We start from the raw sequence: 23,957 nt of genomic DNA on the forward strand, positions 1-23,957 counted from the left end.
TTAGCTCAAATTTCAAATAACCATGCCACATTTTATCATAGATTGCTCAGAAAATATTTTAGATCAGAAATCTCCCGGTGAAATAATGAATGCAGTTTACGAGACTGCAGAAAACTCCGGACTTTTTGCAAAAGGAGACATCAAAGTGAGATTAACGCCTTTTAAATATTATAAGATGGATGATGGAAAGGAAAGCTTTATCCATATTTTCGGAAATATTATGGCAGGAAGAACAATAGAACAAAAGGCCAGCTTATCCAGACAAATAATAGAACGGCTGAATCTGATGTTTCCGGATATACCTATTCTGTCTATTAATATACAGGAGTTTGAAGCAGCAACTTATTGCAATAAATCTTTAATCAACCCTGAAAATACGAATAAGGACAGACACTTTCCTGGTCACTGATATTTTTTAAACGAAACAATATTTAGCATAATACTTGTTTTCCTTTACATCAATAAGCAAATTTTTACGTCAAAAATTAAATAATCATGGAATTTAAAACTCACCAGGTCAATGGTATCAAAGTAGCGGAAGTGATTTCCGATAACGCGATTATACAATCGGCTCAGGACGGTATCGATCTATTAGGTAACGCCTACTATCAGGGGTTTGATAAGGTGATTATCTATGAGAAAAATATAACCCCGGAATTCTTTGACCTCAAGACTAAAATTGCCGGCGATATTCTCCAGAAGTTCTCCAATTACAGAATGGGATTAGCCATTATAGGAGATTTTAGTCAATATGAAAGTAAAAGTATGAAAGATTTTATTTTTGAAAGCAATAAAACCAGGCATATTAATTTTGTTGAAACGTTGAAAGAGGCTTTGGAGAAGTTTTCAAAGTAGTATATTCTTTATTCTGAAAAAAATCTATCGCATCGGCAATTGCTTTATCTACGGACTGGTATTCCAGGTTTAATTGTTCTATTGACTTGCAGTTGGTATAATAATTATCTATTCTCAAAGCTTTCATGTTGGGTGAGCTTAGATTCGTCTTTACATTCAGTGATCTTAGTAAATCCCCTGCTATTCCCAAAAGTATCAGGATGAAATCCGGAAGTGGAAGCAATAAAGGGTTTTGGCAGGTAATCAGATTTACTTTTTTAAAGAAGTCTTTATATTTTAAATTCTCATGCCCTAAAAGATACCGCTCTCCGTTTTTTCCCCTTTCGATGGCATTAACAATCCCAAAGGCAACGTCTTCCACATGAACAAAATTCTTTCCTCCGGATGGGTAAAAAACCAGATTTTTCTTCCATACCCAATAAATAATTTTCCCCGAACTGGGCTTCCAGTCATAAGGCCCGATCATAAACGTCGGATTTAGAATAACAACTTCAGTGGTTTTGTTGTTTCGGAAAAGAAAACCCTCAGCTTCTGATTTACTTCGGGCATAATAAGATTTTGTGAAGGGATATTTTTGACCGGAGCTTTCATGACCTAATTCGTCAAGATTCCCATATCCCATCGTGTTCGCAGTACTTACAAATAAGAACTTTCTAACCCCGGCTTCAACTGACTGTGAAAACAAATGAACCACGGCATCATAATTTGTTTTTCTGTATTCCCCATAGGAAAGCAGATCCTGCCCAGTTTCAGCAGCAATATGAATGACGAAATCCACCAGTTTAAGATGCGAGGAAACATCAGAAAACAAACTTCCCTCAACTAACCGGAGGTTTTCATCTTCCTGACCATAATAGCGACTTTTCTGCCGCACCAAAGCAATAACAAAATAACCATCTCTTAATAATTTTTTAACAACATGAGTTCCTAAAAGCCCGGTACTACCGGTAACAAAAACTTTTTTCATGCTTCTATTTCTTTTTTTATTGCATTCGTCATCAAAGGTAATTTAATCCAGATGGGCAATATCTTCATTACCAGCCAACTTATAGGATTAACCATGATGACAGAATCTCTTTTGAATAGCTGGTTGACACATCGTGCAGCCACCTTATTAGGATCAAGCAAAGTCAGCTTTCCTAAAAAACCCTGTTTTTCAATTCTTTCGCAGACATCTTTATTGGTTTTCATCGCTCCCGGATTCACGACACTCACAAAAACATTGGTATCTTTTAGTTCCTCATGTAATCCCCTGGAAAAGGAATGGATAAATGTTTTGGAGGCGGGATAAACCGTTTTAAAACCAATCGGTGAAAATGCAGCCATGCTGGAAACATTTAAAATATAAGCTTTGGGTTGTTTCAAAAGATTAGGCAACAGCTGATGGGTCATTAAAGAAGTAGCCATAACATTGACCTGTAATATCGTATTGATATAATCAGGCGTAGCATCCACAAATTTTCGGGTTCCTCCCAGACCGGCATTATTAATTAAAATATGGATATTAAAAGACCTGTTCAGTTCCTCTGTTATCTGCATTACATTTTCATTTACAGAAAGATCAATTTCATAATAATGGGTTTTTACATCATAGATTTCTGCTATTTTTTCACTTAAATAAGCCACATTCTGACCAGGCAGACTGATAAGAATAACATTGATCTTCTTTTTAGCCAGATGCTCGACAAACGCCTTGCCTAATCCCTGACTTGCTCCCGTTACAACAGCAAATGATTCTTTAGTATCCATGATAAAAATTATGGTACAAATGTATCTTTATGAAGATCCTTTTCTGTTCCATCTTATATGACTGAACACATTTAAGCACAAATCATAAACAACTTAAAATCAATATAATAAAAGTAAAAAAGGTTAAAATTTATAAACCTGAACTTATTTTTTAAACTCAGAAGGGGTCTGATCAGTGAATTTTTTGAAGGTGGTATTAAACGAGGTCTTGGAATTAAATCCGGATTCGAAAGCAATCCCTAAAATGGAAAGCTTATTGGCGTCATTATTTTTCAGCAACTTTTTAGCATGCTCTATTCTATATTCATTAATGAACTGAAAAAAGTTTTTTTGAAAGCCGGTATTGATCACATACGATAAATGATGAGTAGAAACAGACAAGTGTTCTGCAAGCTTAATTAAATTCAGCTCACTATCCAGGTAAAGCTTTTCTTTTTCCATTACATTTTCAAGCTTTGTTTTAAGCCGGGATAATTCTTCATCAGAAATGAGCTTTCGTTTGATTTCCTCATTTTCTGCTTCATCATTAATGGATATGAGCTCATCCCGTTGTTTTTCCTCAACAGGATAAATTTCTTTTTGCTTCAGCGAGTAATACGCTACAAAATAAACCACTAAAAGAAAAGCTATATTGATGAAAGCATTTAATGATGTAGAATCATAGAAAAGATTGTAGATAACATATACGATATTGATAATCAAAAGAATGAGAATAATATACTCCAGCCAATTAAGATTGATCCCTTCCGTATTAGCAGAGAATTGCTGAATTCTCTTTTGATGTTTCCGTATGGTAAAATAAGAAAGCCCTGTATAAAATACCGCCTGGAATAATATCAATCCTATAAATGTAAACTCAAAAAAAGATTGGTTTTCAAAGTTTCCGTAACGTTGTAACAACAAATTGATCAGAAAAATAACAGGTAAAAAAGCATATTTTACGTCCGACCTCTTAAACTTAAATGAAGGATTTGTAAAAAATAAAACACTGAAATAAAACATAATGGGTGTAAAAAACTGAACGAACTGAACAAAAAGAATGGAATGAATTTCTATCGGAGAAACTTTGATCAGTGACCAAATTTCATCCAGCCAGTACGTAGACCACAAAAAAAGAAACAAACCAAACCATAGGTTGGCTTTTCGATTAACTTTAAGAGGATTGGCCAGTTTTAACAAAGAAAGCAAAACCAATGAACCATAGATAAGTATGACGATAAAACGATTCAACTCTATTGTATTCATTGGTTTTGATATTTTATTTAAAGATAGGTTTTTTATCCTATTCTTTTCCTGACAAAAATTTCATAGCTTAAGTACAGGAGCGGAATCGCCATAATTCCAATATACAAACCGTTATCCATTGCTCTTTCAGGTTGATTGATCACCGCATATAGCAAACCGAAAAAAGCTCCGCCAAGATGCGCTGCATGACCTATATTATCATGTTGTCTGGGATTAAGCATCATATAGACGGAATAGCTGAAATAAAGAAGCCCGAAAATATAGCCCGGAATTCCGATAGGAATAAAGAATATATATATTTTAAGATCAGGAATAAGTGCAATCCCGGCAAATAATATCCCTGAAACTCCTCCACTCGCTCCAATAGCAGAATACCACGGCTGCTTCTGATAGATAAACAGGGAAAACATGTTTCCGAGCAGTATAGAACCAAAGTATACAATTATGAAACCCAAATTTCCAAAACCTTCCATTACGATAGGCCCAAAGAAATAAAGGGTCATCATATTAAACAGAAGATGCATTAAATCTGCATGAAGGAAACCTGCAGAAAGGAGACGGATGTACTCTTTCCTGTTTTGGATAGCTCCTACATTAAATTTATACTTTTCGAAAATACCATGATTATTAAAAGCAATAAAGCTGATAATACTGGTAGCTATAATAACTAATAATAAGATATTCATGATTAATTTAAAATTTAATTTTCGTCACTATCAGTATCTCCTTCAAAAAGATCACCGATAACCCCACCGTCTTCATCAATACCTTCAGTATGTTCAGGCTCTTCATATACTTCCGGTTCCTCTTCTTCAATCTCCGGAACCGTAATATTTATCGCTTTTACCTTGAATTTGGTAAATTGATTTCCGATTGCTTTTATACCTTTCACCATAATAAAATCATCAATATTTATGGTTTCTGGATCACGTTCTTTTCCTTTATCTTTTGAAAAAATGATTTCTGCAGTAGATCCGTTGGCTACTATCACATTCTCAATAAAGGATTTGCTATGCTCCGAAGGCATGAAATTCTGAGGATTGGTATTATTTTCGAGAAGGAATCTTTTAATAAAATACATCTCTTTTTCCCCGTCATAATAAATACAGGTTACAGGCTGCTGCGGCCGCCATTTTTCAAGGATCAGGTAATCATCGTCAAAACGGTTTCCAAGGTCAAAACTTACCAGCTTTGCCTCTCCATTGGAATTAATCGTCAGGATTTTATCATCTCCTTTAAAATTCCCTAACAAAGTACCCCTGCCATCAGCATTTAATCTTCGTACCGTATCATCAAACCAGATTCTTCTTGGAGCCAGGGTTGAAATACCTTCTTCCTTAAGATCTACTTTTTTCACGGAGTATTTAGTCACCAGGTTTCCTTTGGAATCACGGCCTTTAATTGCCAATTCAGAAAAATCGATATCCATCTTATTTTTTCTGATTCTTGGATTCGGTTTCAAGAGAACAGTAACCGTTTCAGCTTCTCCATTCGGATTAGCGGAAAAATAAAGCACTTCGGAGCCTTTTTTATCAGATGCCAGAGGATAATCTGTATTTCTTGTCACCGCCGTCACGGAGAAACGTTTCATATAATACGGACCTTCTTTACCTTCACGGTAGATCATATTATACACTGTTCTCTTGTCGTTTTTCTTCCAGACAGCCACATGCAGGAGATCTTTTCCGATAAAGGTTTTTGCCTCTACTTTGACGATCTTCATACTTCCGTCTTTTCTAAAAGTTATAATATCATCGATATCGGAGCAATCGAACAGGTATTCATCTTTTCTCAATGAGGTTCCTATAAATCCTTCTTCACGGTTTACATAGAATTTTTCGTTAGCCACGGCTACTTTTGTAGCATCAATGGTATCGAAAATTCTTAATTCGGTTCTTCTCTGCTTTTCTTTACCGTACTTCTTCTGAATATTTAAATAATACTCGATAGCATAAGCGATAAGATTAGCAAGATTATGTTTAACCTGCTCTATCTTACCTTCAAGAGCTGCAATATTTTCTTTAAATTTATCTAAGTCGAACCTGGAAATCCTCTTGATTCTGATCTCTGTCAGCTTCAGAATATCTTCCTCAGTAACGGCTCTCAAAAGATGCTTGGTATGTGGTTTTAATCCTGCATCAATAGTTTTGATTACCTCTTCCCACGTCTTTACTTCTTCAATATCGTGATAGATTCTGTTTTCGATGAAAATCCTTTCCAATGAAGAAAAATGCCAGCTTTCCTGAAGTTCGTGAAGTTCAATCTCCAGTTCTTTTTTCAGCAATGAAACGGTATGATCCGTATTCATTCTCAGGATTTCAGAAACACTCAGGAACATTGGTTTATCTCCCACAATTACACACGCATTCGGAGAAATTGTTACCTGACAATCTGTGAAGGCATATAACGCATCAATTGTTTTATCCGGTGATACGTCATTATGGAGATGGATCAGAATTTCTACGGTGTCGGACGTATTGTCTTCAATTTTTTTAATCTTGATCTTACCTTTTTCATTAGCCTTTAGGATAGAATCTATCAGATCACTGGTTGTTTTGGAAAAGGGAAGTTCAGAGATAACCAAAGTATGTTTATCGGTCTGTGTAATTTTGGCTCTTGCACGTACTTTACCACCTCTTTGTCCGTCGTTGTATTCAGAAACGTCCAGATACCCTGCTGTAAGGAAATCTGGGAAAAGTTCAAACTTTTTTCCTTTAAGGTGAGCTACTGAAGCATTGATCAGTTCATTAAAGTTATGAGGAAGTATCTTCGTGGATAATCCTACACCAATCCCTTCTACCCCCTGCGTTAAAAGTAAAGGGAACTTTACGGGAAGATCTATAGGCTCGTTATTTCGTCCATCGTAAGATTTTGCCCACTCCGTTGTCTTAGGATTGAAAACTACTTCCAGTGCAAAAGGGGTTAATCTGGCTTCAATATACCTTGCTGCTGCAGCCGAATCTCCGGTAAAGACATTCCCCCAGTTTCCCTGAGTGTCAATCAGAAGCTCTTTCTGCCCGATCTGTACCATGGCATCAGTAATAGAAGCGTCCCCGTGGGGGTGATATTTCATTGTATTTCCTACAATGTTCGCTACCTTATTGTACCGCCCGTCCTCCAGCTCACGCATGGAATGCATAATTCTTCGCTGAACGGGTTTTAATCCATCGTAGACCGATGGAATCGCTCTATCTAAAATCACGTAAGAAGCATAGTCCAGAAACCAGTCTTTATAAAGTCCGGAAACTTTCTTCAGGCTTTCGCCTTCATGTGAATTTTCTTCTGTCATTATTCGTTTTTAACGTTTTTCTCGTTATTCGCTTTTACTACTTTATTTAAAGAGAATTTCAAATCATTTACTTCTTTTGTCGTCAGGTAAGAAATTTCGTATTTCAACATGGTTGAACCACTATTCTTACTTGAAATTGTAATATATAATCTTTTTACAAAGAGTAAATTGACGATCTCGTATTTTATTAATTTGTATTTTGGAAATTCATCACTTAAAGGTTTATCTAAAAATGGAATGATGTTCCTGTTTTTGAAATTGAGAGCCTCTCCATCACTATCATACTCAAATATTTGTCTTCCGGTAAGATGGAAAGCTAATAACATAATTACCGGTACAATAATCAGCAGATAGCTTTCTGATCCTAAAATATTAAATTTATATTCTTCTAAAAAGAAGGACACAATTCCGGCTATTAAAAACATTATTAAGAGGGTATTAATAAAGTTGTAGCCCGGTGCTTTATTACGGTTACTTAATCTCATTGTTATTTGTGTTTAAGTTTAAAGGTTATGTCATTTAAGTTTTTTAAAGATTAATTATTACAGGAAAGTTTTTTGGAGGGATCTATTTAACTTTCTACTTCGCTTATTAGTTCTCTGCTATCAATATCCCCGTCTTCTACAACAAGATTTTCAAGAATGAAAACCTGCCTGTCCGGTGTATTTTTACCCATATAAAACTCTAAAAGCTGTTCTATGGTCTGATCTTTTCCGACAACTACAGGCTCCAGGCGGATATCTTTACCTATAAAATGTTTAAACTCATCGGGAGAAATCTCTCCAAGCCCTTTAAATCGTGTAATCTCAGGGTTTTTTCCTAATTCATTCAAAGCCTTTACCCTTTCCATTTCCGTATAACAATACCGGGTTTCTTTTTTATTTCTCACCCTGAATAAAGGAGTCTGAAGGATATAAAGATGTCCGTTCTTGATCAGGTCCGGGAAAAACTGAAGGAAGAATGTAATCATTAAAAGACGGATGTGCATTCCATCGACATCCGCATCAGTTGCAATAATAACCTGATTGTATCGCAGATCTTCAAGACTTTCCTCAATATTTAAAGCGGCCTGCAATAAATTGAATTCTTCATTTTCATACACTACTTTCTTGGTCAGTCCGTAGCAGTTCAATGGTTTCCCTTTCAGTGAGAATACAGCCTGCGTTTCTACGTCTCTTGATTTCGTGATGGATCCCGATGCGGAATCTCCCTCGGTAATAAAGATCTGTGTATCCCCTTTTCTTTCTGCCTTCTGATCATTATAATGTTGACGGCAATCACGCAGTTTTTTATTATGAAGCGATACTTTTTTCGCCCGCTCTCTTGCCAGTTTCTGAATTCCCGAAAGTTCCTTTCGTTCTCTTTCGGAAATTAAAATTTTCCGTTGAATGGCTTCTGCAATCTCAGGGTTTCTGTGCAGGAAATTATCCAGTTTACTTTTTAAGAAATCAATGATAAAGGTTCTTACAGTGGGACCATTAGGGCCCATATCATTAGATCCTAATTTTGTTTTGGTCTGGGATTCAAAAACAGGTTCTTCTACATTAATTGAAATCGCAGCAATGATTGATTTTCTGATATCCGAAGCATCAAAGTTTTTGTTGAAAAACTCACGGATTGTTTTCACATATGCTTCACGGAAAGCATTAAGGTGGGTACCTCCCTGCGTTGTATTCTGCCCGTTCACAAAAGAAAAATAGGTTTCAGTCTGTGATTTATCCGAATGCGTAATAGCTACTTCAATATCATTATCCATCAGGTGTACGATCGGATATAGAATTTCGCTTTCCAGTTCTTCTTCTAGCAGATCTTTAAGTCCATTTTCTGAATAATAGGTTTCCCCGTTAAAAATGATTTTCAGTCCCGGATTCAGATATGCATAATTCCGGAGCATTCTTTCGATATACTCTTTTCTGTATTTGAAATGAAGAAAGATTTCTCCATCGGGTATAAACGAAATTTCAGTACCGTTCCTGTCAGAAGTATCCTTTTCCTCATGGTTTTCCGAGATGATTCCACGTGAAAATTCCGCAACCTTCATTCTTCCGTCGCGGAAAGATCTTACTCTGAAATAATCAGAAAGCGCATTAACCGCTTTTGTACCAACACCATTCAATCCTACGGACTTTTTAAAGGCCTTACTGTCGTATTTACCTCCGGTATTCATTTTGGAAACGGCATCCACCACTTTTCCAAGCGGAATACCCCGGCCAAAATCACGAATCGTTACCTTTCCGTCATCTACTTTTATTTCAATTCTCTTACCCGATTTCATCCTGAACTCATCGATAGAGTTGTCCAGAATTTCTTTAAGTAAAATGTAAATACCATCATCGGCGGAAGAACCATCTCCAAGCTTTCCGATGTACATACCGGGACGCAAACGAATATGTTCCTGCCAATCGAGGGTTCTGATATTATCTTCTGAATAGATTGGATTTATTTCTTGTGACATAAGTTATTTCAGCAAACACACAAAAGTACGAAAATGCTTAAAATTATCCGAATTTTTCTAATTCATTTTTTTCAATATTATGTAATATGTTTTGCATTATTATCAAGCAAATTTTATATTTACATCATTATTCAAGATCAAGTGAAAAACCTACGTGATTTTCTTCTATTTTTAGTAATACTATTTTTTCCATTTCTTTCATTTTCTCAAATCCCGGGATTGGTAAATTATAGTGAGGAAGACGGGTTGAATAGCTCCTACACCTATTCTATGAGTCAGGATGACAAAGGACTTATCTGGATTGGTAGCGATAATGGACTTTTCAGGTTTGATGGTAAGGAATTTAAACAATACAATAAAAAAAGCGGGCTTAAAAACATTGATATCCTTGGATGCAACCCTTTATCTAATGGTGAGATTTTCATCGTAACCTACCTGAGTGATTTCGCCTATCTGAAAAATGGCAAAATCATCAATCCGGATGATAACAAAGAGCTTAGGAAACTTCAATTCCGTGACACCTCCCATACTTACAGCAGTGGAGATTCAGTTTTTATATATACAGCCAACAGTCCAAAAGATATCTATATATACAGACGTGGAAAAGTAACAACAATTCCTCTTTCCTTACATGCAGGTTTTCCCTTAGTGGGTCGTAATCCTTATATATTCAGTATGGATGTGTCCAACCACCTGCTTTACCTTACAGATGATACCCAAAAAGTTATAGCATATGATATCCTCACAAGAAAGAAAATACTATGCAATATTTCATTACCAAAAAGTGCCATCTACAGAAAGGGGGACTTCTTAGTTGCTTACCGTGGAAATACTATTGATATCTTCAAACGAAAAAACAAATTTGAATTCATTAAAACGCAGTCGTTTTCTGTTGGAGAACCGATCCATCAGCTTGTTATTGACCGTAACGACAGATTGTGGGTATGTTTAGATAAAGGAGGAGTTCTTTATTACAAAAATACTTTACGGGATGGGAACCTATCCCGGCCCATGAAGATCATGAATGATTTTGTCATGAATCATATCCTCGTAGACAAGGATAAAAACATCTGGTTTTCCACCAGAAACAATGGTATTTATTTTATTACAGATAAGTTTTTCAACAATTATATCCATCTTCCTGTAAAGAATAATTCTTCCTACATTACAGCTATCGGAAAAAGTGGTAAAAACATTATCATGGGGTACAATGAGGCAAAATTCGGCATTTTAAAATCGAATACCATCATTGATGTATCTCTTGAAAAAAATCGGAAAATTGAAACAAAGGCCCTGTTTTCAAAAGGGAATAGTGTTATACTGGGGCTTAGTTTAAGAACGTACCAATACAATACCGATAATAAAAAAATTACAACCATTGGTGATTATAGCTTAAAAAATATAATCCCTTATAATGACAGTTCAATACTCCTCTGTACTTCGCAGGGTCTTACACTTTATAATTTCATTACCGGGGCCAAATCTGACCTGTTTAATGAAAGAGCCTATACAGCCCTACGCTATGATAAAGACAGTGTCTTTGTTGGAAGTTTTAAGGATGTGTATAAAATGAATGTAAAAACAAATAAAAGACAACTATTTATTGAGGGATATTATTTCAAAGATATCAAAAAACTTAAGCCTGATGTATATGTAGGCTCAACCAATCTCAATGGAGTCCTGATTTTTAATAACAAAAAGATCCTCAAAAGAATCACTGAAAAAGATGGTCTGTCCACAGACCAGATAAAAAAAATCGAAGTTGAAAATGAAAACGTTTTCTGGGCGAGTACCAATTCCGGTTTGAGCAGGATAGAAATAAAAGGGAAAAAACTGGCCATCGATAATTTCACACAAACCGATGGGCTTCCCTCTAACGTAGTCGCCGGATGCGTTATAAAAGACGACACCATTTATGCCGGAACGTCAAAAGGTCTGGGTATTTTACCTATTCACAACTTGTTAACCCAGCAGAAGTTTATCAATAAAAAAGTAGTCATTAATTCTGTAACCGTAGGGGATAAAGAGATATTTGATCTCAATCAGGAGATTAAAGGGCAAGCACCTGACAACACAATAACCTTTGACCTCAGCTTTCCGGATTATATCTCTCAGGGTATGATCAAATTCAAATATAAAGTCGAAGGTCTGACCGATGAATGGCAAATAAGCAATTCATCTAAAATCATGTTTAATTCAATTCCGCCGGGGAAATATACTTTTAAAGTTTTCGGGCTCGGTTATAATGGAAAACGATCCTATACATTTTCGTCCATAGCATTTGAAATTAAACCCAAATTCTGGCAAACCTGGTGGTTTAAATTCTTCATCATTATAATAGGATGCTCACTTATTTTTGTGGTGGTTACTATTTACTTTCAGAGAAAAAGAAACAAAAAACTCGAAACGCTTTATTATGAAAAGAAGATTGCCGAACTTGAGTTACAGGCCATCAAGGCACAAATAAATCCACATTTCATTTATAACTGTCTCAATTCTATTCAGTTTTTGCTCTACAAAAAAGATTATGCGGAAACTGAAAACTATTTAAACATATTTGCTCAGATGATACGAAAAACGTTACACTATTCTGAAAAGACATTTATGCAGATCAAAGAGGAAATTGAATACCTTTCTCTATATCTGAATATGGAAAAATTACGTTTAAAGGATCAGTTCGACTACACCATAACACGTTCAAAAAATACAGATGAAAACTGGATGATCCCATCATTACTGATACAGCCGTTTGTAGAAAATGCCATAAAACATGGTGTTTCCGGTTTAAAGGATCGAAAAGGAAATATCAGGATTACATTTGATTATACCGATTCACTTCTTTGTATTACTATTGAGGATAATGGCGTGGGAATAGAAAAAAGACCGGAATCTGCAAAAGCCAATTCTTTCGGAGTGAAATTATCTCAAAAAAGGATTGAAACATTCAGGCAGCTTTTTGAGACTGATATAACGTTGGAGCTGAATAATCTTTCCGAAAAGGACGGAAAACAAGGTACACAAATTAAACTATATATGACCCCCTATGAAAACCAAAATACAAGCCTGCATCATTGATGATGAACAAGACGGAAGAGATTATATTTCTCTCCTGCTGAAGAATGAGTTTCCGGATATACAGATTTCGTTTCAGGCCTCAAGCGTAGAAGAAGCCTATGTTAATCTTCTGAAAAACGCTCCGGATATCTTATTTTTAGATATCCAGCTAAAAGACGGTACCGCATTCGATTTGCTTTCAAAGTTCAGAGAGATCAACTCGCAGATCATATTTATTACCGCCTTTGAACATTTTGCTATCCAGGCCATAAAAAATGGAGCAACGGATTACCTTCTGAAACCTATCAAAAAGATGGATTTTATTATCGCTGTAAATAAGGCTCTGGAAATCAACAAAAAGAACAGAACTTCTACACCGGCTGTTCACCAGAATAAAATAAGCCTACCTACTATGCAGGGATTCAAGCTTACAAATATCGCAGATATTGTTCGTTGCGAAGCGGATTCCAGCTACACTACATTTTATATGAGTGATAAAACAAAGGTTATTGTATCGAAAACACTGCATGAATTTGAAGATTTTCTTTCCGATTATAATTTTTTCAGAATACATCATAAACACCTCATCAATCTGAGCCACTTAAAAGAGTACATCAAAGGAAAAGGAGGACAGGTGATTATGACTGACAACTCTGTTCTGGATGTTTCCGTCCGTAAGAAAAATGATTTCTTAAATAAAATTGAACAATTGGAATAAATCTTAATCCGATTGTTCAAAAAGCAAAATCCCTCCATCCAACATAATATTTTGGATGGAGGGATTTTTTATATGTATGTAAAAATATCGTTTGAATCCAGACGCTAAATCACAATTAAGAGAAATTATATAACACTTATTAGTGAAGCAGGAACACTTATTAAATCACAATACCCTGGCATCAGATATCGTAATACATTTATGACAAGTTCATAAACAAATTACTAATAACTAAAGTTTTTTCTGGTTTTTGATTGATAAAACCAGTAGCACATTATGATAAGAATATATTTTTTAACGATTTATTTGTTCCTTGGATGCCTTCTGATGAATGCACAAGCTCCTTGTTCTGATTTTAACGGCACCAGTAACCCTTTAGGAAACTGGCAGCTGGATCCCGTAAACAACGCTGTCAACTACAACCTTGGCAGCCCCAATACATTGGACGGTTCACAATATCTTATACTAGATGATCTTTCCGGTGGATCCTGGTTCATCAATCCTGTAGACTATAAAAACATAGGACAAAGATTTTTGGGACAATGTCTGTATTTCGATTTTTATCTTGAAAAAGACGGAGGTTTTAATGCCCCACTCCATCCTACTATTTACATTCTTTCAGGAAATCAGGCGATTACGTTTGTTGCCAATGCTACAGTAACCCCTAATAGCGGATGGGTCCGGGTACGTGCTCCATTAGCTTTAGCTACGAGCTCAGCTTTTCCAAGTAATTCAGAAGGTACATGGAGCATGCCGGGAGGTACATGGACTGACTTCAATAATGTATTGAACAATTCAACAGCAGTAATGATATCGCCAGACATTACTTCAAGCCCAAGCGAGAGAGTATACTTCGACAATATTTGCATCAAATCATGTGACGGATGTACAGCAGACTTTAAACTTGAAACATCATTCAGTACACAAGGTAATAACACAGGAACTGTGAATTTAACTCTTACCAATCCAATTCTTGTTTCAACACCCAATAATCCGGGCAGTAGCTACACTGTAAACTGGGGTGACGGAACAACATCTCCTTATGTTTTTTCCACTTTAACCCATACTTATGCCACTCCTGGTACATATACGATATGTGTTACTGAAAAGCAAGGAAAACTATTGGTATGTACAAGATGCTTCACTTTCTGTTATTCCAAATCAACAGTCCCTTCCAGAGAGGCTAATATTGGCAATACAGCCCCTCAGATTGATATCAAAGCTATTGGCAAGGCAGAGTTAACAACGATGGATAATGAGTACAGACTGGTTCCTAACCCCGCTAAAAACTATGTGGATATTCAAACAAATCAATCCTCAAGAGGACCTGTTTCCATAAGAGTTCTTGATACATCGGGAAAAACAGTGCTGGAAAAATCAGAAAACCTTGAAAGCGGCCGCCAGAATATAAAACTAAATACTGAGCATCTTGTTCAGGGGAATTATATTGTTGAAATTAAATCAGCCAATAAAATAAATTCTCAAAAATTGATTATTTCAAAATAAAATCCAAAGTTTTAAAAAGAGCTGTTCATATCCTAGCAGCTCTTTATTCATTTTCATGTTGGTTACAGTTAACCTCCGATTAACAACACTTATTAAAAAAACACCAACACTTACAAATTCACAGTATCGGGATGTTTACTATCATGATACTTTTAGTCTACCAAAAAAAACAAAAACTTTAACCTATGAAAACAAAAACGCTTCTGGTCCTTGCCGGACTGGCAACTACACAATGTATGTTTAATTCTTGTGGTGAAGACAACATCAACAATCAAGAAGAATCTTCTAAAACTTCCAACACAATCAATAACCTGAATGGTCCAGTATCGACTCAAAATTATTTCGCAAACCCAGAGCCTTTTAGCGGTGCCGTTAATTTTGCAATTTCCACGGTTGGTACTCAAGGGGCATCTTTCACTTTAACTCAAAGTCTTTTGAATCAGTTTTACGATAAGGCTCAAATTCCTGTTAATGAAAGAGCTACTTTAAGTCAAGTAAATCAAATCATTGATAAGACCATTAATGCTTATCAGGTGTCTTTTGATCAAACCGTTCAGCAGTTGCCAATATCAACGGTAGCAAAATCCTTAATGATATTAATAAATACTCATTCTATTTCTAATTTAACAAGTGATGTAAAATTCAACACCCTTTCCAACAATGAAAAAATAATTATTAATAACTTTAATAATCTACAACGTAATATCGAATTAGGGTTAATATTAACACCTTCTACAACATCAAAAGAAATGGGGCCTGGAGCTCAACTTGGAGCTAAAATAGGATTTGCAGTTGGTGTAGGAATAGGCTTTGTTACCTTAAATCCTGGAGCATTATGGGGAGGCATATGTGCTGGATCTATGATTGGCGGAGCTATAGGATCTCTTTGGGATAAATAGATCATGGCATTCAAAAATTTCAAATATGATATTACTATTATGAGCATTTTACTCATAATAGTAATCTTTTCTTTCTATAGTTATAAAACAACTGCTTTAAACAATAAGATTAAAAATCTAGAATTAAACGAAAATTCTATTTACCTTATACAAAGAGGCACAACAGGCAAACTGGGAAATGTAGCCAAAGACTTTAATATTAAAAATAAATATGCTTCTCATTTAGGTATTGGATATATTAAAAACAATGCTCTTCTTATTTATCATGTTTACGTAAACAAAAATGATAAGGGAAATAGCTTGTATGTTGAAACAATTGATAATTTTATTCAACCTGAAGATTTAAATTATCTTTCCATCTGGCAGCTAAAAAACATTGATCCTCAAAAATTCAATGCTATAAAAAGTACACTTGTTCAGTCCGAAAAACAGAATATTAATTTTGATTTTAATTTTGACAAGGGCAGCAAAGCTTATTATTGCTCGGAATATATTGTTGATGAACTAAAAAAAAACGGAATCGAAATTATGTCCTACCATAAAAAAGGTGTAACAGGAATGATGAGCCAGGTTTTAAAAAAAGATACCCTCACCTACTTTCCTGTAGACGGCTTTGAAGGAAGCAATAAAGCAACCCAAGTATTTGAATGGATAAAATAATTTAAATATGCTCAAATAATAAAGAACAAGGTTATCAAATTGGGTAACCTTTTCTTATATCCATACTTCTGTATTGGAAAAAATAAATTAAATTCGAAGTATATAAAATACAGTCAATGATACAGCTTCCTCTTTCCAAGCTTTCCAATGTTGGAACCACTATTTTCAGTCAGATGACTCAATTGGCAAATGAAAATCAAGCCATCAATTTGTCTCAGGGATTTCCGGATTTTATGCCGGATCCAGAATTACTGAATTACGTGGATAATTTCATTAAAAAAGGGTTTAATCAATATGCTCCCATGGGAGGGATGATTGGATTAAAGGAAGAAATTGCCAGGAAAATTGAAAACAGCCATCAGGCCATTTATCATCCCGACTCAGAAATTACAGTAACGGCAGGGGGAACACAGGCTATTTTTACAGCCATAGCCACGTTCATCAAGAGAGACGATGAAGTGATTATTTTTGAACCGGCTTATGATTGTTATGAGCCGACCGTAGAACTTTTTGGAGGAGTTATCCGGCGTTTTGAAATGAAGGCCCCGGATTATGTGATCGATTGGAATGCTGTAAAAGGAATGGTTAATGAAAAAACCAAAATGATCATTCTTAATAATCCTAATAATCCTTCGGGAAGGATCTTAAAGGAAAGCGATATTCAGGAGCTTATTCATATCGTAAAAGATACACCGATTCTCATTTTAAGTGATGAAGTGTATGAAAATATTGTTTTCGACGGAAAACAGCATTTAAGTATCTGCAAATATCCAGAACTAAGGGAAAGAAGCCTTCTGATAGCTTCATTTGGAAAGCTTTTTCATGTTACAGGCTGGAAAGTGGGTTATTGTGCAGCTCCAAAAATACTGACCGACGAATTCAGAAAAGTTCATCAGTTCAATGTGTTTAGCGTGAACACACCCATTCAGCTGGCGCTAGCCGAATATATGAAAGATGATGAACATTACAACCACCTGAATGAATTTTTCCAGAAAAAAAGGGATTTTCTACGGCAAGGGCTTTCGACTACTTCATTCGAATTACTTGATTGTGAAGGAACATATTTTCAGGCTTTAAAGTATGATAAGATATCGGATAAAAATGATTTTGACTTTGCCAGCGAATTGACAGTGACCCATAAAGTAGCCAGTGTTCCCTTCTCTTCTTTCTACAAAAACAAGGTGAACGAAAACGTGATCAGGCTATGCTTTGCAAAGAAAGAGGAAACGTTAGAAAGGGCAATTGAAAATCTATCTAAAATATAGCACATCGGTAAAGGTACCTGATCAGATGAGTGGAGAAAGCAAGCGGGCTAAATGTTCAAAGAAAATCTTTAGCTTAGGTCTTTTTCTCCATTCATTAAGATGAATTTCAGAGCAATCATTCATATCATGAAGAAATACCTGCTCAATCTCCCGGTTTATTTCCTTATCAAATACAAGAGTATTCACCTCAAAATTCAGCTCCTGACTCCTCACATCCATATTTGCAGTACCTACTGATGAAAAAAGATCATCTATGATCATCGTTTTAGCATGTATAAACCCTTTTTTATAAAAAAAGATTCTCACATTACTTTCCAGTAATTCCTCATAATAGGAATAAGCAGCTGCATTTACCACAACAGAATCTCCGGATTCAGGAACCATAAGCCGTACGTCAAGTCCGGCAATAGCAGCTTGTTTGATGGCATTGAGAACTGTTTCTACGGGAATAAAATAGGGGGTAACAATATATACTTTTTCTTTGGCCGAAAGAATAGCAGAAACTGTACTCAGCATGATGGAAGGCTTGGTATCCGGTCCACTGGCGGCTACCTGAATAATTGTGCTTCCTTCTTCATCATCCTTATAATTGAAATAGTCTTCAGACAAAGGAGGAATTTTTTCGGTTGCAAATATCCAATTGCTCAGGAATAAAAACTGGAAATAAAAAGCTCCGTTTCCCTGGATATATAAATGAATATCGCGCCAATATTGTGTAGGGTTAGGATTGATATATTTATCAGAAACATTTATTCCACCTGTAAAAACTTTTGTTCCGTCAACAATAATAATTTTTCTGTGATCTCTGTAGTTGACCCTGTTGGCGAGAACCCTGAAAGTAATTTTGTTGACAGGAGAAACTTCTACTCCGGCTTCTCTTAATCTTGCAAGCAGTTTCTTTCCGATTTTACCACTTCCCATATCGTCATAAAGAAAACGGATAATAACACCTTCCCTAGATTTTCTCACCAGTAAATCCGCAAGTCTATTGCCTATTTCATCATTTTCGTAAATATAATATTCAAGGTGAATATGGTGTTGTGCCTTTTCAAGAATCTCAAAAACTTTTAGAAATTTCTCCTCTCCGTTGATCAATACTTCTACCTTGTTTTTACGGGTCAGGGGTGAGTGTCCGCCATGATAAAGAAAATTAACGGTCGTTATAAAATCCTCCAGCTCTTTTTCTCTGATACCAAGAGTTTCATAATGCGTTTCTTTGATATATTTTTTAATCCTGTTATAGATTTCCTCGTTTCTTTCAATCTTGAATGTATAGAACTTATTCTTCCTGTAATTAACACCAAAAACAAAGTAAATCACGATCCCTATTATGGGTAAAAAGACGATCAGTAGCAGATAAGCCAACGTTTTGCTGGTGTTTCTGGTATCCATGATAATTCTCACCGCAAGAAAAAAGATCCCTGCAAGATAGAGTATTTCAATCGCAGGTAAAATGTAAGGAAACTGGCTTAAAAATTCTTTAATCATAACCGGTAAGATCGTTCATCATACAATTATTATTCTACATTAAAGATAGCAAAAAGCAGTAGATTCCTACTGCTTTTATTCATTATTATATCCTTGATATTATCTTACAATGCCATTCCTCCCGACACTTCGATTCTCTGACCGCTGATCCATCCTGCATCTTCCGTACACAAAAAAGCGACTACTCCACCTACATCTTCCGGAAGTCCAGCCCTTCCTAAAGCTGTGATGTTTGAAACCAAAGCATTAACCTCTTTATTATCACGTGTTCTTCCACCTCCAAAATCGGTTTCTATAGCTCCGGGCGCCACGACATTAGCTTTAATCTTTCTTGCACCTAATTCTTTCGCCATATATTTTGTAAGCATTTCAACCCCTGCTTTCATAGATCCGTATACTGACGATCCCGGAAGCGCTACTCTTGCCAAACCGGATGAAATATTGATAATTCCACCTCCATCATTCATAAAAGGCAAGAACTTCTGACTAAGGAAAAATACTCCTTTGAAATGGATATCTATAATATCATCCAATTGCTCTTCTGTAGTTTCAGTAATCGGAGAATATAAAGCAGTTCCGGCATTATTAATTAAATAATCAATGTTCGGACTTGCGGTGTGCTCCTGTAGATGATCTGTTACATTTTTTATAAAGGCATCAAAACTTTTCACATCTCGTGTATCCAATTGGAAAGCAGCAGCATTTCTACCCAATGCCTTGATCTCATTGACTACAGCATCAGCTTCTTCTTTACTGCTTTTATAAGTAATGATAACATCGAGACCTTTTTCAGCTATTCTCAAGGCTGAGTTTTTTCCTATTCCACGGCTTCCACCGGTTATTAAGGCAATTTTTGTTTTTGAATTCATTTTTTCGTTGTTTTTAATGGGACAAAGTTCTGGTATTTGGAGACACAGATGTTTGCTTCAATCAATCTGAAATTTGCAAAATTCAAATCAGGAACGAAACTGTAATGGATTGTATGAGGTTTTTCTCTTAAAGAAATTTGAAAAATGAGCAATTTCCTCAAAACCCAACGCATACGATATTTCAGAAACATTCCAGGTGGTTTGCTTCAATAGTATTTTAGCCTCCTGGATAAGCCTGTCAGCTATAAATTCCGTCGTAGTCTTTCCTGTATTTTCTTTAAGTTTTTTGTTTAAATAATTAACGTGCACAGACAGGCGGTCTGCGTAATCTTTTGCTGTTTTAAGCTGGAGTCTCTGATCGTAGGATTCAATGGGAAACTGTCGTTCCAATAACTCTATAAACAAAGAAACAACTCGTAAAGAAGCATCATTGGAGGTCGACAATTTTGTAGCCGGCTGTAACTTTTGTCCGTAATGAATCAATTCGAGTACATAATTGCGGATCAGGTCATATTTAAAAATATAATCAGACTCAATTTCAGTTTTTATTTTCCTGAAAAGTACCTCAATTTCATCTGCTAACGCAGCATCGATTTCAAATACGGGGAATGCTCCCGGTTGAAATATAGGCAAGTCTTCAAGCGTATTATGAGATTTATCCTTAATGAAGAAATCTTCGGTGAATACACAGAAGCTACCCGATTGATTAGGATCTTCAGGAACCCAGTGATAAGGAACCTTAGGCGTTGCAAATAATAGCGCATTCTCTTTTATGGGAATAACCTTATCTGCATATTCTGCTCTATTTCGTCCCCGGATCAGGCTTATCTTATAATATTTTCTTCTGTTATATGGCATTTCAGAAGTTGTCTTTACCTTTTCAATGGTCTGAGCAATATCAAATACATTAAAATGACCAATATCTTTATGCAAACCCTTTGGAAAAATACTTTCAATATCCTTCCCCAGCTTTGCAGTCATTTCCCTATAAAAATCTTCCAGAGAAGCATGCCCTATTTTTTCCATAATTGAGTATTTGTAAAATTCAAATATATAAAGTTACACAAATATTGAATTCCAATCATTTATTGTTAATGCAAATATTTTTCATAATATAGTGACATACAATAAATATTTTTCATAACTTAGTTTAAACTAATTTATTAAAATCATAATATGAAAAATCTGAATCTCCAAAAAGGAAAAAAATTAAACAAAAAAGAGTTAAGAACAATTACCGGTGGACTACAAATGTGTGTGGATCCGGATACCAATCAATGCATCGCTTACGGGCGTCAGTGTGCAGAATTTCAATGCAGATACATTCCTTAAATTGATATTTTTTACGAAGCCACTCTTCCAAAGAGTGGTTTTTTGTATCATCCGGTCACAGTATTTAAATATCTTACCTGACCAATCATTCAAAATAAGGAAATATCATGATCGCAAATTATTATTAAAACTAACAATATCATTATGAAAAACCAAAATCTACAAAACGGAACAAGGTTAAATAAAAAAGAGTTGAGAACAATTACAGGAGGCCTTATGCAGTGCCGTGATCCGAAAACCAATGGTTGCAGAATCATTTCAATGGGATGTGCAGAACCTGAATGCCGTCCGGAATTGATTCCATAATATCAGCTGTAAACTTTTTCACATAAAACCATTCTGCACAAGGGTGGTTTTACTTTAGCTAATCACTGTAAAATAACAATTTAGACTATTATACAATTTACACTTCTACTTTGTACTTATTCTAGAGATCGTTAGTTTTCACTAAACAATTAAAAATCAACCGCATGAAAAACAAAAACTTTATAAAGGCGAAAAAATTGACAAAAAGAGAATTAAGAACAATCATCGGAGGAATGCTAGACTGTAAACAACCTATCGCATGTCCTACTTATCCCTGCGACCCTCCGCTTCCGGACTATCCTAACGGTTGTACAACCATTTCTCCAAGCTGTGCACAAAAAGAATGTCGCTTGTAAAAGCAATTGACATAAAATTTTTATAAAAAAAACGCTCCCAAATTCATGGAAGCGTTTTTTAATTACTATAACTTTAATATTTCTTTTATACTTTATACATTGAATCTGAAGTGCATAATATCACCATCCTGAACAATATATTCTTTTCCTTCCACAGATAGTTTTCCAGCCTCTTTTACTTTTGATTCCGAACCATATTGTACGTAGTCGTTATATTTGATTACTTCTGCACGGATAAATCCTTTTTCAAAATCAGTATGGATAACTCCGGCTGCCTGAGGAGCAGTCCATCCCTGTCCGATAGTCCATGCTCTTACTTCTTTTACACCCGCAGTAAAATACGTCTGAAGCTTGAGAAGATCATATGCTTTTCTGATTAATCTGTTAACTCCGGGTTCTTCTAATCCCAGCTCTTCAAGAAAAATTTCTCTTTCTTCGAAAGTTTCAAGCTCATTGATATCAGCTTCAATCTGAGCAGCCAAAACCACAATTTCAGATCCTTCTTTTTGAGCCATTTCATCAATTTTGGACACCCATTCGTTTCCATTCTTAATAGAATTCTCATCTACATTACAAACGTAAAGTACAGGTTTTTTTGTTAATAGCTGAATATCGTCAATAATTGGTTTTGTAAGATCATTTACAGGAAACTCTCTTGCATTTCTTCCATCTTCAAGAAACTTCTGAAGGCTTTGCAGCGTTTCATAAGTAAGAATGTCTTCTTTTTTTCCTGATTTGATAAATTTCTTAGCTTTATCAACTGCTTTTCCTACTGTTTCAAGGTCTTTCAGCTGAAGTTCAATATCAATAATTTCTTTATCTCTCAAAGGGTCTACGGAACCTTCTACGTGAATGATGTTTCCATTATCAAAACATCTTAAAACATGGATAATTGCTTCACATTCGCGGATATTTGCAAGAAACTGGTTTCCTAAACCTTCTCCTTTGCTGGCTCCTTTTACTAAACCTGCAATATCTACAATCTCCACAACAGCCGGTAAAACTCTTTCTGGATTTACTAATTTTTCCAACTCGAATAATCTTTGATCCGGTACTGATACCGTACCCAGGTTAGGTTCGATAGTACAGAAAGGATAATTGGCAGATTGAGCTTTTGCATTGCTCAAACAGTTAAACAGAGTTGATTTACCAACGTTCGGCAATCCTACGATTCCACATTTCATAATGAAACTATTTTATTTTTAAAGGTCTGCAAAGATAGTGATTTTAACACGAGTTTCATAATAAAAAAATCTGCCGGGAATCCGGCAGATTTTTTTTCCATTTTATTTCACCTTAAGGATTTGCACCTGTAGCGTTCTGAGCTAAGGGAGCATCATCGGGTGTTTTTTCTAATGTCTTATCTAATGTAAACAGAGATTCGTCCGTTGCACGATCTCCACCAGCAATTTTTAATTTATCAATCAGGTTCTGAGCTAAAGTTTCCTCTTCAATCTGCTCCTGAACGAACCATTGCATAAAATTCCAGGTTGCCCAATCCTTTTCCTGAAGGGCAAGATCAACAATTTTATATATCGATGTGGTATTGTCTACCTCGTGATTAAAAATGCCGTCAAAGCAAGCAGTCAGAGATTCAGGATCACTTGGAGGTGCAGGAATGGCATCAACTTTAGGTTTTCCGCCTCTGTTTAGTACATATTCCATAAATTTGATAGAATGGTTTCTCTCTTCCTGCGCATGCCTGTATAGAAAGTTAGCAATACCCTGGTATCCTTTATCATCAGCCCATATTCCATAAGAAAGGAAAGTGTGTGCTGCATGAATTTCTTTATTCATCTGATCGCTCAAGGCTTTTTCCACCGCAGGTGAAAGTCTGTTCGTATTCATAATATTTTATTTTTAGTGATTATGAATATAATCCTGCAAAAATGGTTCCGATAAAGTTCTTAT

At 35.6% G+C, this 23,957-nt stretch carries 23 protein-coding genes; 11 read left to right on the plus strand and 12 right to left on the minus strand.

The features are described from left to right. Positions 1-22 precede the first annotated feature (22 nt). Positions 23-409, plus strand: a complete 387-nt coding sequence (locus tag G9C87_RS04760) for a 5-carboxymethyl-2-hydroxymuconate Delta-isomerase (protein WP_172278675.1) — start codon at positions 23-25, stop codon at positions 407-409. An 86-nt stretch (positions 410-495) separates the two neighbouring features. After that, on the plus strand, positions 496-855 hold the full coding sequence (locus G9C87_RS04765) for a DUF4180 domain-containing protein (RefSeq protein WP_172278677.1): 360 nt from the start codon (positions 496-498) through the stop codon (positions 853-855). Here the strand turns inward: G9C87_RS04765 and G9C87_RS04770 are convergent. The 7 genes from G9C87_RS04770 to G9C87_RS04800 form a co-directional block, all read right to left on the minus strand. After that, complete coding sequence (locus tag G9C87_RS04770) at positions 806-1,822, minus strand: NAD-dependent epimerase/dehydratase family protein (protein WP_172278679.1); 1,017 nt, start codon at positions 1,820-1,822, stop codon at positions 806-808. The two genes, G9C87_RS04765 and G9C87_RS04770, sit on opposite strands and share 50 nt — an antisense overlap. After that, entirely contained in the window at positions 1,819-2,604 is a 786-nt protein-coding gene (locus G9C87_RS04775; RefSeq protein WP_172278681.1) for an SDR family NAD(P)-dependent oxidoreductase, read from the minus strand. Before G9C87_RS04775 ends, G9C87_RS04770 begins: the two co-directional genes overlap by 4 nt. A gap of 144 nt (positions 2,605-2,748) precedes the next feature. Next, positions 2,749-3,849 carry a helix-turn-helix domain-containing protein gene (locus G9C87_RS04780; RefSeq protein ID WP_172278683.1) on the minus strand — a complete coding sequence of 367 codons (1,101 nt, stop codon included), beginning with the start codon at positions 3,847-3,849 and terminating at the stop codon, positions 2,749-2,751. A 32-nt stretch (positions 3,850-3,881) separates the two neighbouring features. After that, positions 3,882-4,535, minus strand: coding sequence for a rhomboid family intramembrane serine protease (locus G9C87_RS04785; protein ID WP_172278685.1), 654 nt, complete (start codon positions 4,533-4,535; stop codon positions 3,882-3,884). A 14-nt stretch (positions 4,536-4,549) separates the two neighbouring features. Continuing rightward, complete coding sequence (locus G9C87_RS04790; RefSeq protein ID WP_172278687.1) at positions 4,550-7,138, minus strand: DNA gyrase/topoisomerase IV subunit A; 2,589 nt, start codon at positions 7,136-7,138, stop codon at positions 4,550-4,552. Then, positions 7,138-7,623, minus strand: a complete 486-nt coding sequence (locus G9C87_RS04795) for a hypothetical protein (RefSeq protein ID WP_172278689.1) — start codon at positions 7,621-7,623, stop codon at positions 7,138-7,140. The genes G9C87_RS04790 and G9C87_RS04795 overlap by 1 nt, the downstream gene beginning before the upstream one ends. Positions 7,624-7,709: 86 nt before the next feature. Further along, positions 7,710-9,593, minus strand: a complete 1,884-nt coding sequence (locus tag G9C87_RS04800) for a DNA topoisomerase IV subunit B (protein ID WP_172278691.1) — start codon at positions 9,591-9,593, stop codon at positions 7,710-7,712. Positions 9,594-9,812: 219 nt separating this feature from the next. Here G9C87_RS04800 and G9C87_RS04805 point away from each other — a divergent pair, with 219 nt between their 5' ends. From G9C87_RS04805 to G9C87_RS04830, 6 genes are all read left to right on the plus strand, one after another. Then, positions 9,813-12,668 carry a histidine kinase gene (locus G9C87_RS04805; RefSeq protein WP_172278693.1) on the plus strand — a complete coding sequence of 952 codons (2,856 nt, stop codon included), beginning with the start codon at positions 9,813-9,815 and terminating at the stop codon, positions 12,666-12,668. Then, a complete protein-coding gene (locus G9C87_RS04810) occupies positions 12,637-13,365 on the plus strand; it encodes a LytR/AlgR family response regulator transcription factor (RefSeq protein WP_172278695.1) in 729 nt (242 codons plus the stop codon). The genes G9C87_RS04805 and G9C87_RS04810 overlap by 32 nt, the downstream gene beginning before the upstream one ends. Before the next feature lie 276 nt (positions 13,366-13,641). After that, entirely contained in the window at positions 13,642-14,871 is a 1,230-nt protein-coding gene (locus G9C87_RS04815; RefSeq protein WP_172278697.1) for a T9SS type A sorting domain-containing protein, read from the plus strand. Positions 14,872-15,056: 185 nt separating this feature from the next. After that, positions 15,057-15,770, plus strand: coding sequence for a hypothetical protein (locus G9C87_RS04820; RefSeq protein ID WP_172278699.1), 714 nt, complete (start codon positions 15,057-15,059; stop codon positions 15,768-15,770). 39 nt (positions 15,771-15,809) lie between these two features. Next, entirely contained in the window at positions 15,810-16,430 is a 621-nt protein-coding gene (locus G9C87_RS04825; protein WP_172278701.1) for a YiiX/YebB-like N1pC/P60 family cysteine hydrolase, read from the plus strand. 116 nt (positions 16,431-16,546) lie between these two features. Next, positions 16,547-17,695, plus strand: coding sequence for a methionine aminotransferase (locus tag G9C87_RS04830; RefSeq protein ID WP_172278703.1), 1,149 nt, complete (start codon positions 16,547-16,549; stop codon positions 17,693-17,695). A gap of 21 nt (positions 17,696-17,716) precedes the next feature. Here G9C87_RS04830 and cls read toward each other — a convergent pair whose 3' ends face one another. The 3 genes from cls to G9C87_RS04845 all read right to left on the minus strand — a co-directional run bounded on the left by cls (position 17,717) and on the right by G9C87_RS04845 (position 21,078). Further along, entirely contained in the window at positions 17,717-19,183 is a 1,467-nt protein-coding gene (gene cls / locus G9C87_RS04835; RefSeq protein ID WP_172278705.1) for a cardiolipin synthase, read from the minus strand. Positions 19,184-19,287: 104 nt separating this feature from the next. Next, complete coding sequence (locus tag G9C87_RS04840; RefSeq protein ID WP_172278707.1) at positions 19,288-20,052, minus strand: SDR family NAD(P)-dependent oxidoreductase; 765 nt, start codon at positions 20,050-20,052, stop codon at positions 19,288-19,290. Positions 20,053-20,139: 87 nt separating this feature from the next. After that, positions 20,140-21,078, minus strand: coding sequence for a helix-turn-helix domain-containing protein (locus G9C87_RS04845; protein WP_172278709.1), 939 nt, complete (start codon positions 21,076-21,078; stop codon positions 20,140-20,142). Between the two features lie 150 nt (positions 21,079-21,228). Here G9C87_RS04845 and G9C87_RS04850 point away from each other — a divergent pair, with 150 nt between their 5' ends. The 3 genes from G9C87_RS04850 (at position 21,229) to G9C87_RS04860 (ending at position 22,046) form a co-directional block, all read left to right on the plus strand. Beyond that, positions 21,229-21,384: a bacteriocin gene (locus G9C87_RS04850; RefSeq protein ID WP_172278712.1), complete on the plus strand. Its 156-nt coding sequence runs from the start codon at positions 21,229-21,231 to the stop codon at positions 21,382-21,384. Positions 21,385-21,528: 144 nt separating this feature from the next. Beyond that, positions 21,529-21,690, plus strand: a complete 162-nt coding sequence (locus G9C87_RS04855) for a hypothetical protein (protein WP_172278714.1) — start codon at positions 21,529-21,531, stop codon at positions 21,688-21,690. A gap of 164 nt (positions 21,691-21,854) precedes the next feature. Next, the gene (locus G9C87_RS04860) at positions 21,855-22,046 is read left to right on the plus strand and encodes a hypothetical protein (protein ID WP_172278716.1); all 192 of its coding nucleotides are present in this window, start codon (positions 21,855-21,857) and stop codon (positions 22,044-22,046) included. Positions 22,047-22,138: 92 nt separating this feature from the next. On the opposite strand, the gene ychF is transcribed toward G9C87_RS04860, so the two are convergent. Continuing rightward, complete coding sequence (gene ychF, locus G9C87_RS04865) at positions 22,139-23,230, minus strand: redox-regulated ATPase YchF (RefSeq protein WP_172278718.1); 1,092 nt, start codon at positions 23,228-23,230, stop codon at positions 22,139-22,141. Positions 23,231-23,342: 112 nt separating this feature from the next. Next, a complete protein-coding gene (locus G9C87_RS04870; RefSeq protein WP_172278720.1) occupies positions 23,343-23,894 on the minus strand; it encodes a ferritin in 552 nt (183 codons plus the stop codon). Between the last annotated feature and the right edge of the window lie 63 nt (positions 23,895-23,957).

The organism is Chryseobacterium sp. LAM-KRS1 (assembly GCF_013184525.1).
Taxonomy (GTDB): Bacteria; Bacteroidota; Bacteroidia; order Flavobacteriales; family Weeksellaceae; genus Chryseobacterium; species Chryseobacterium proteolyticum.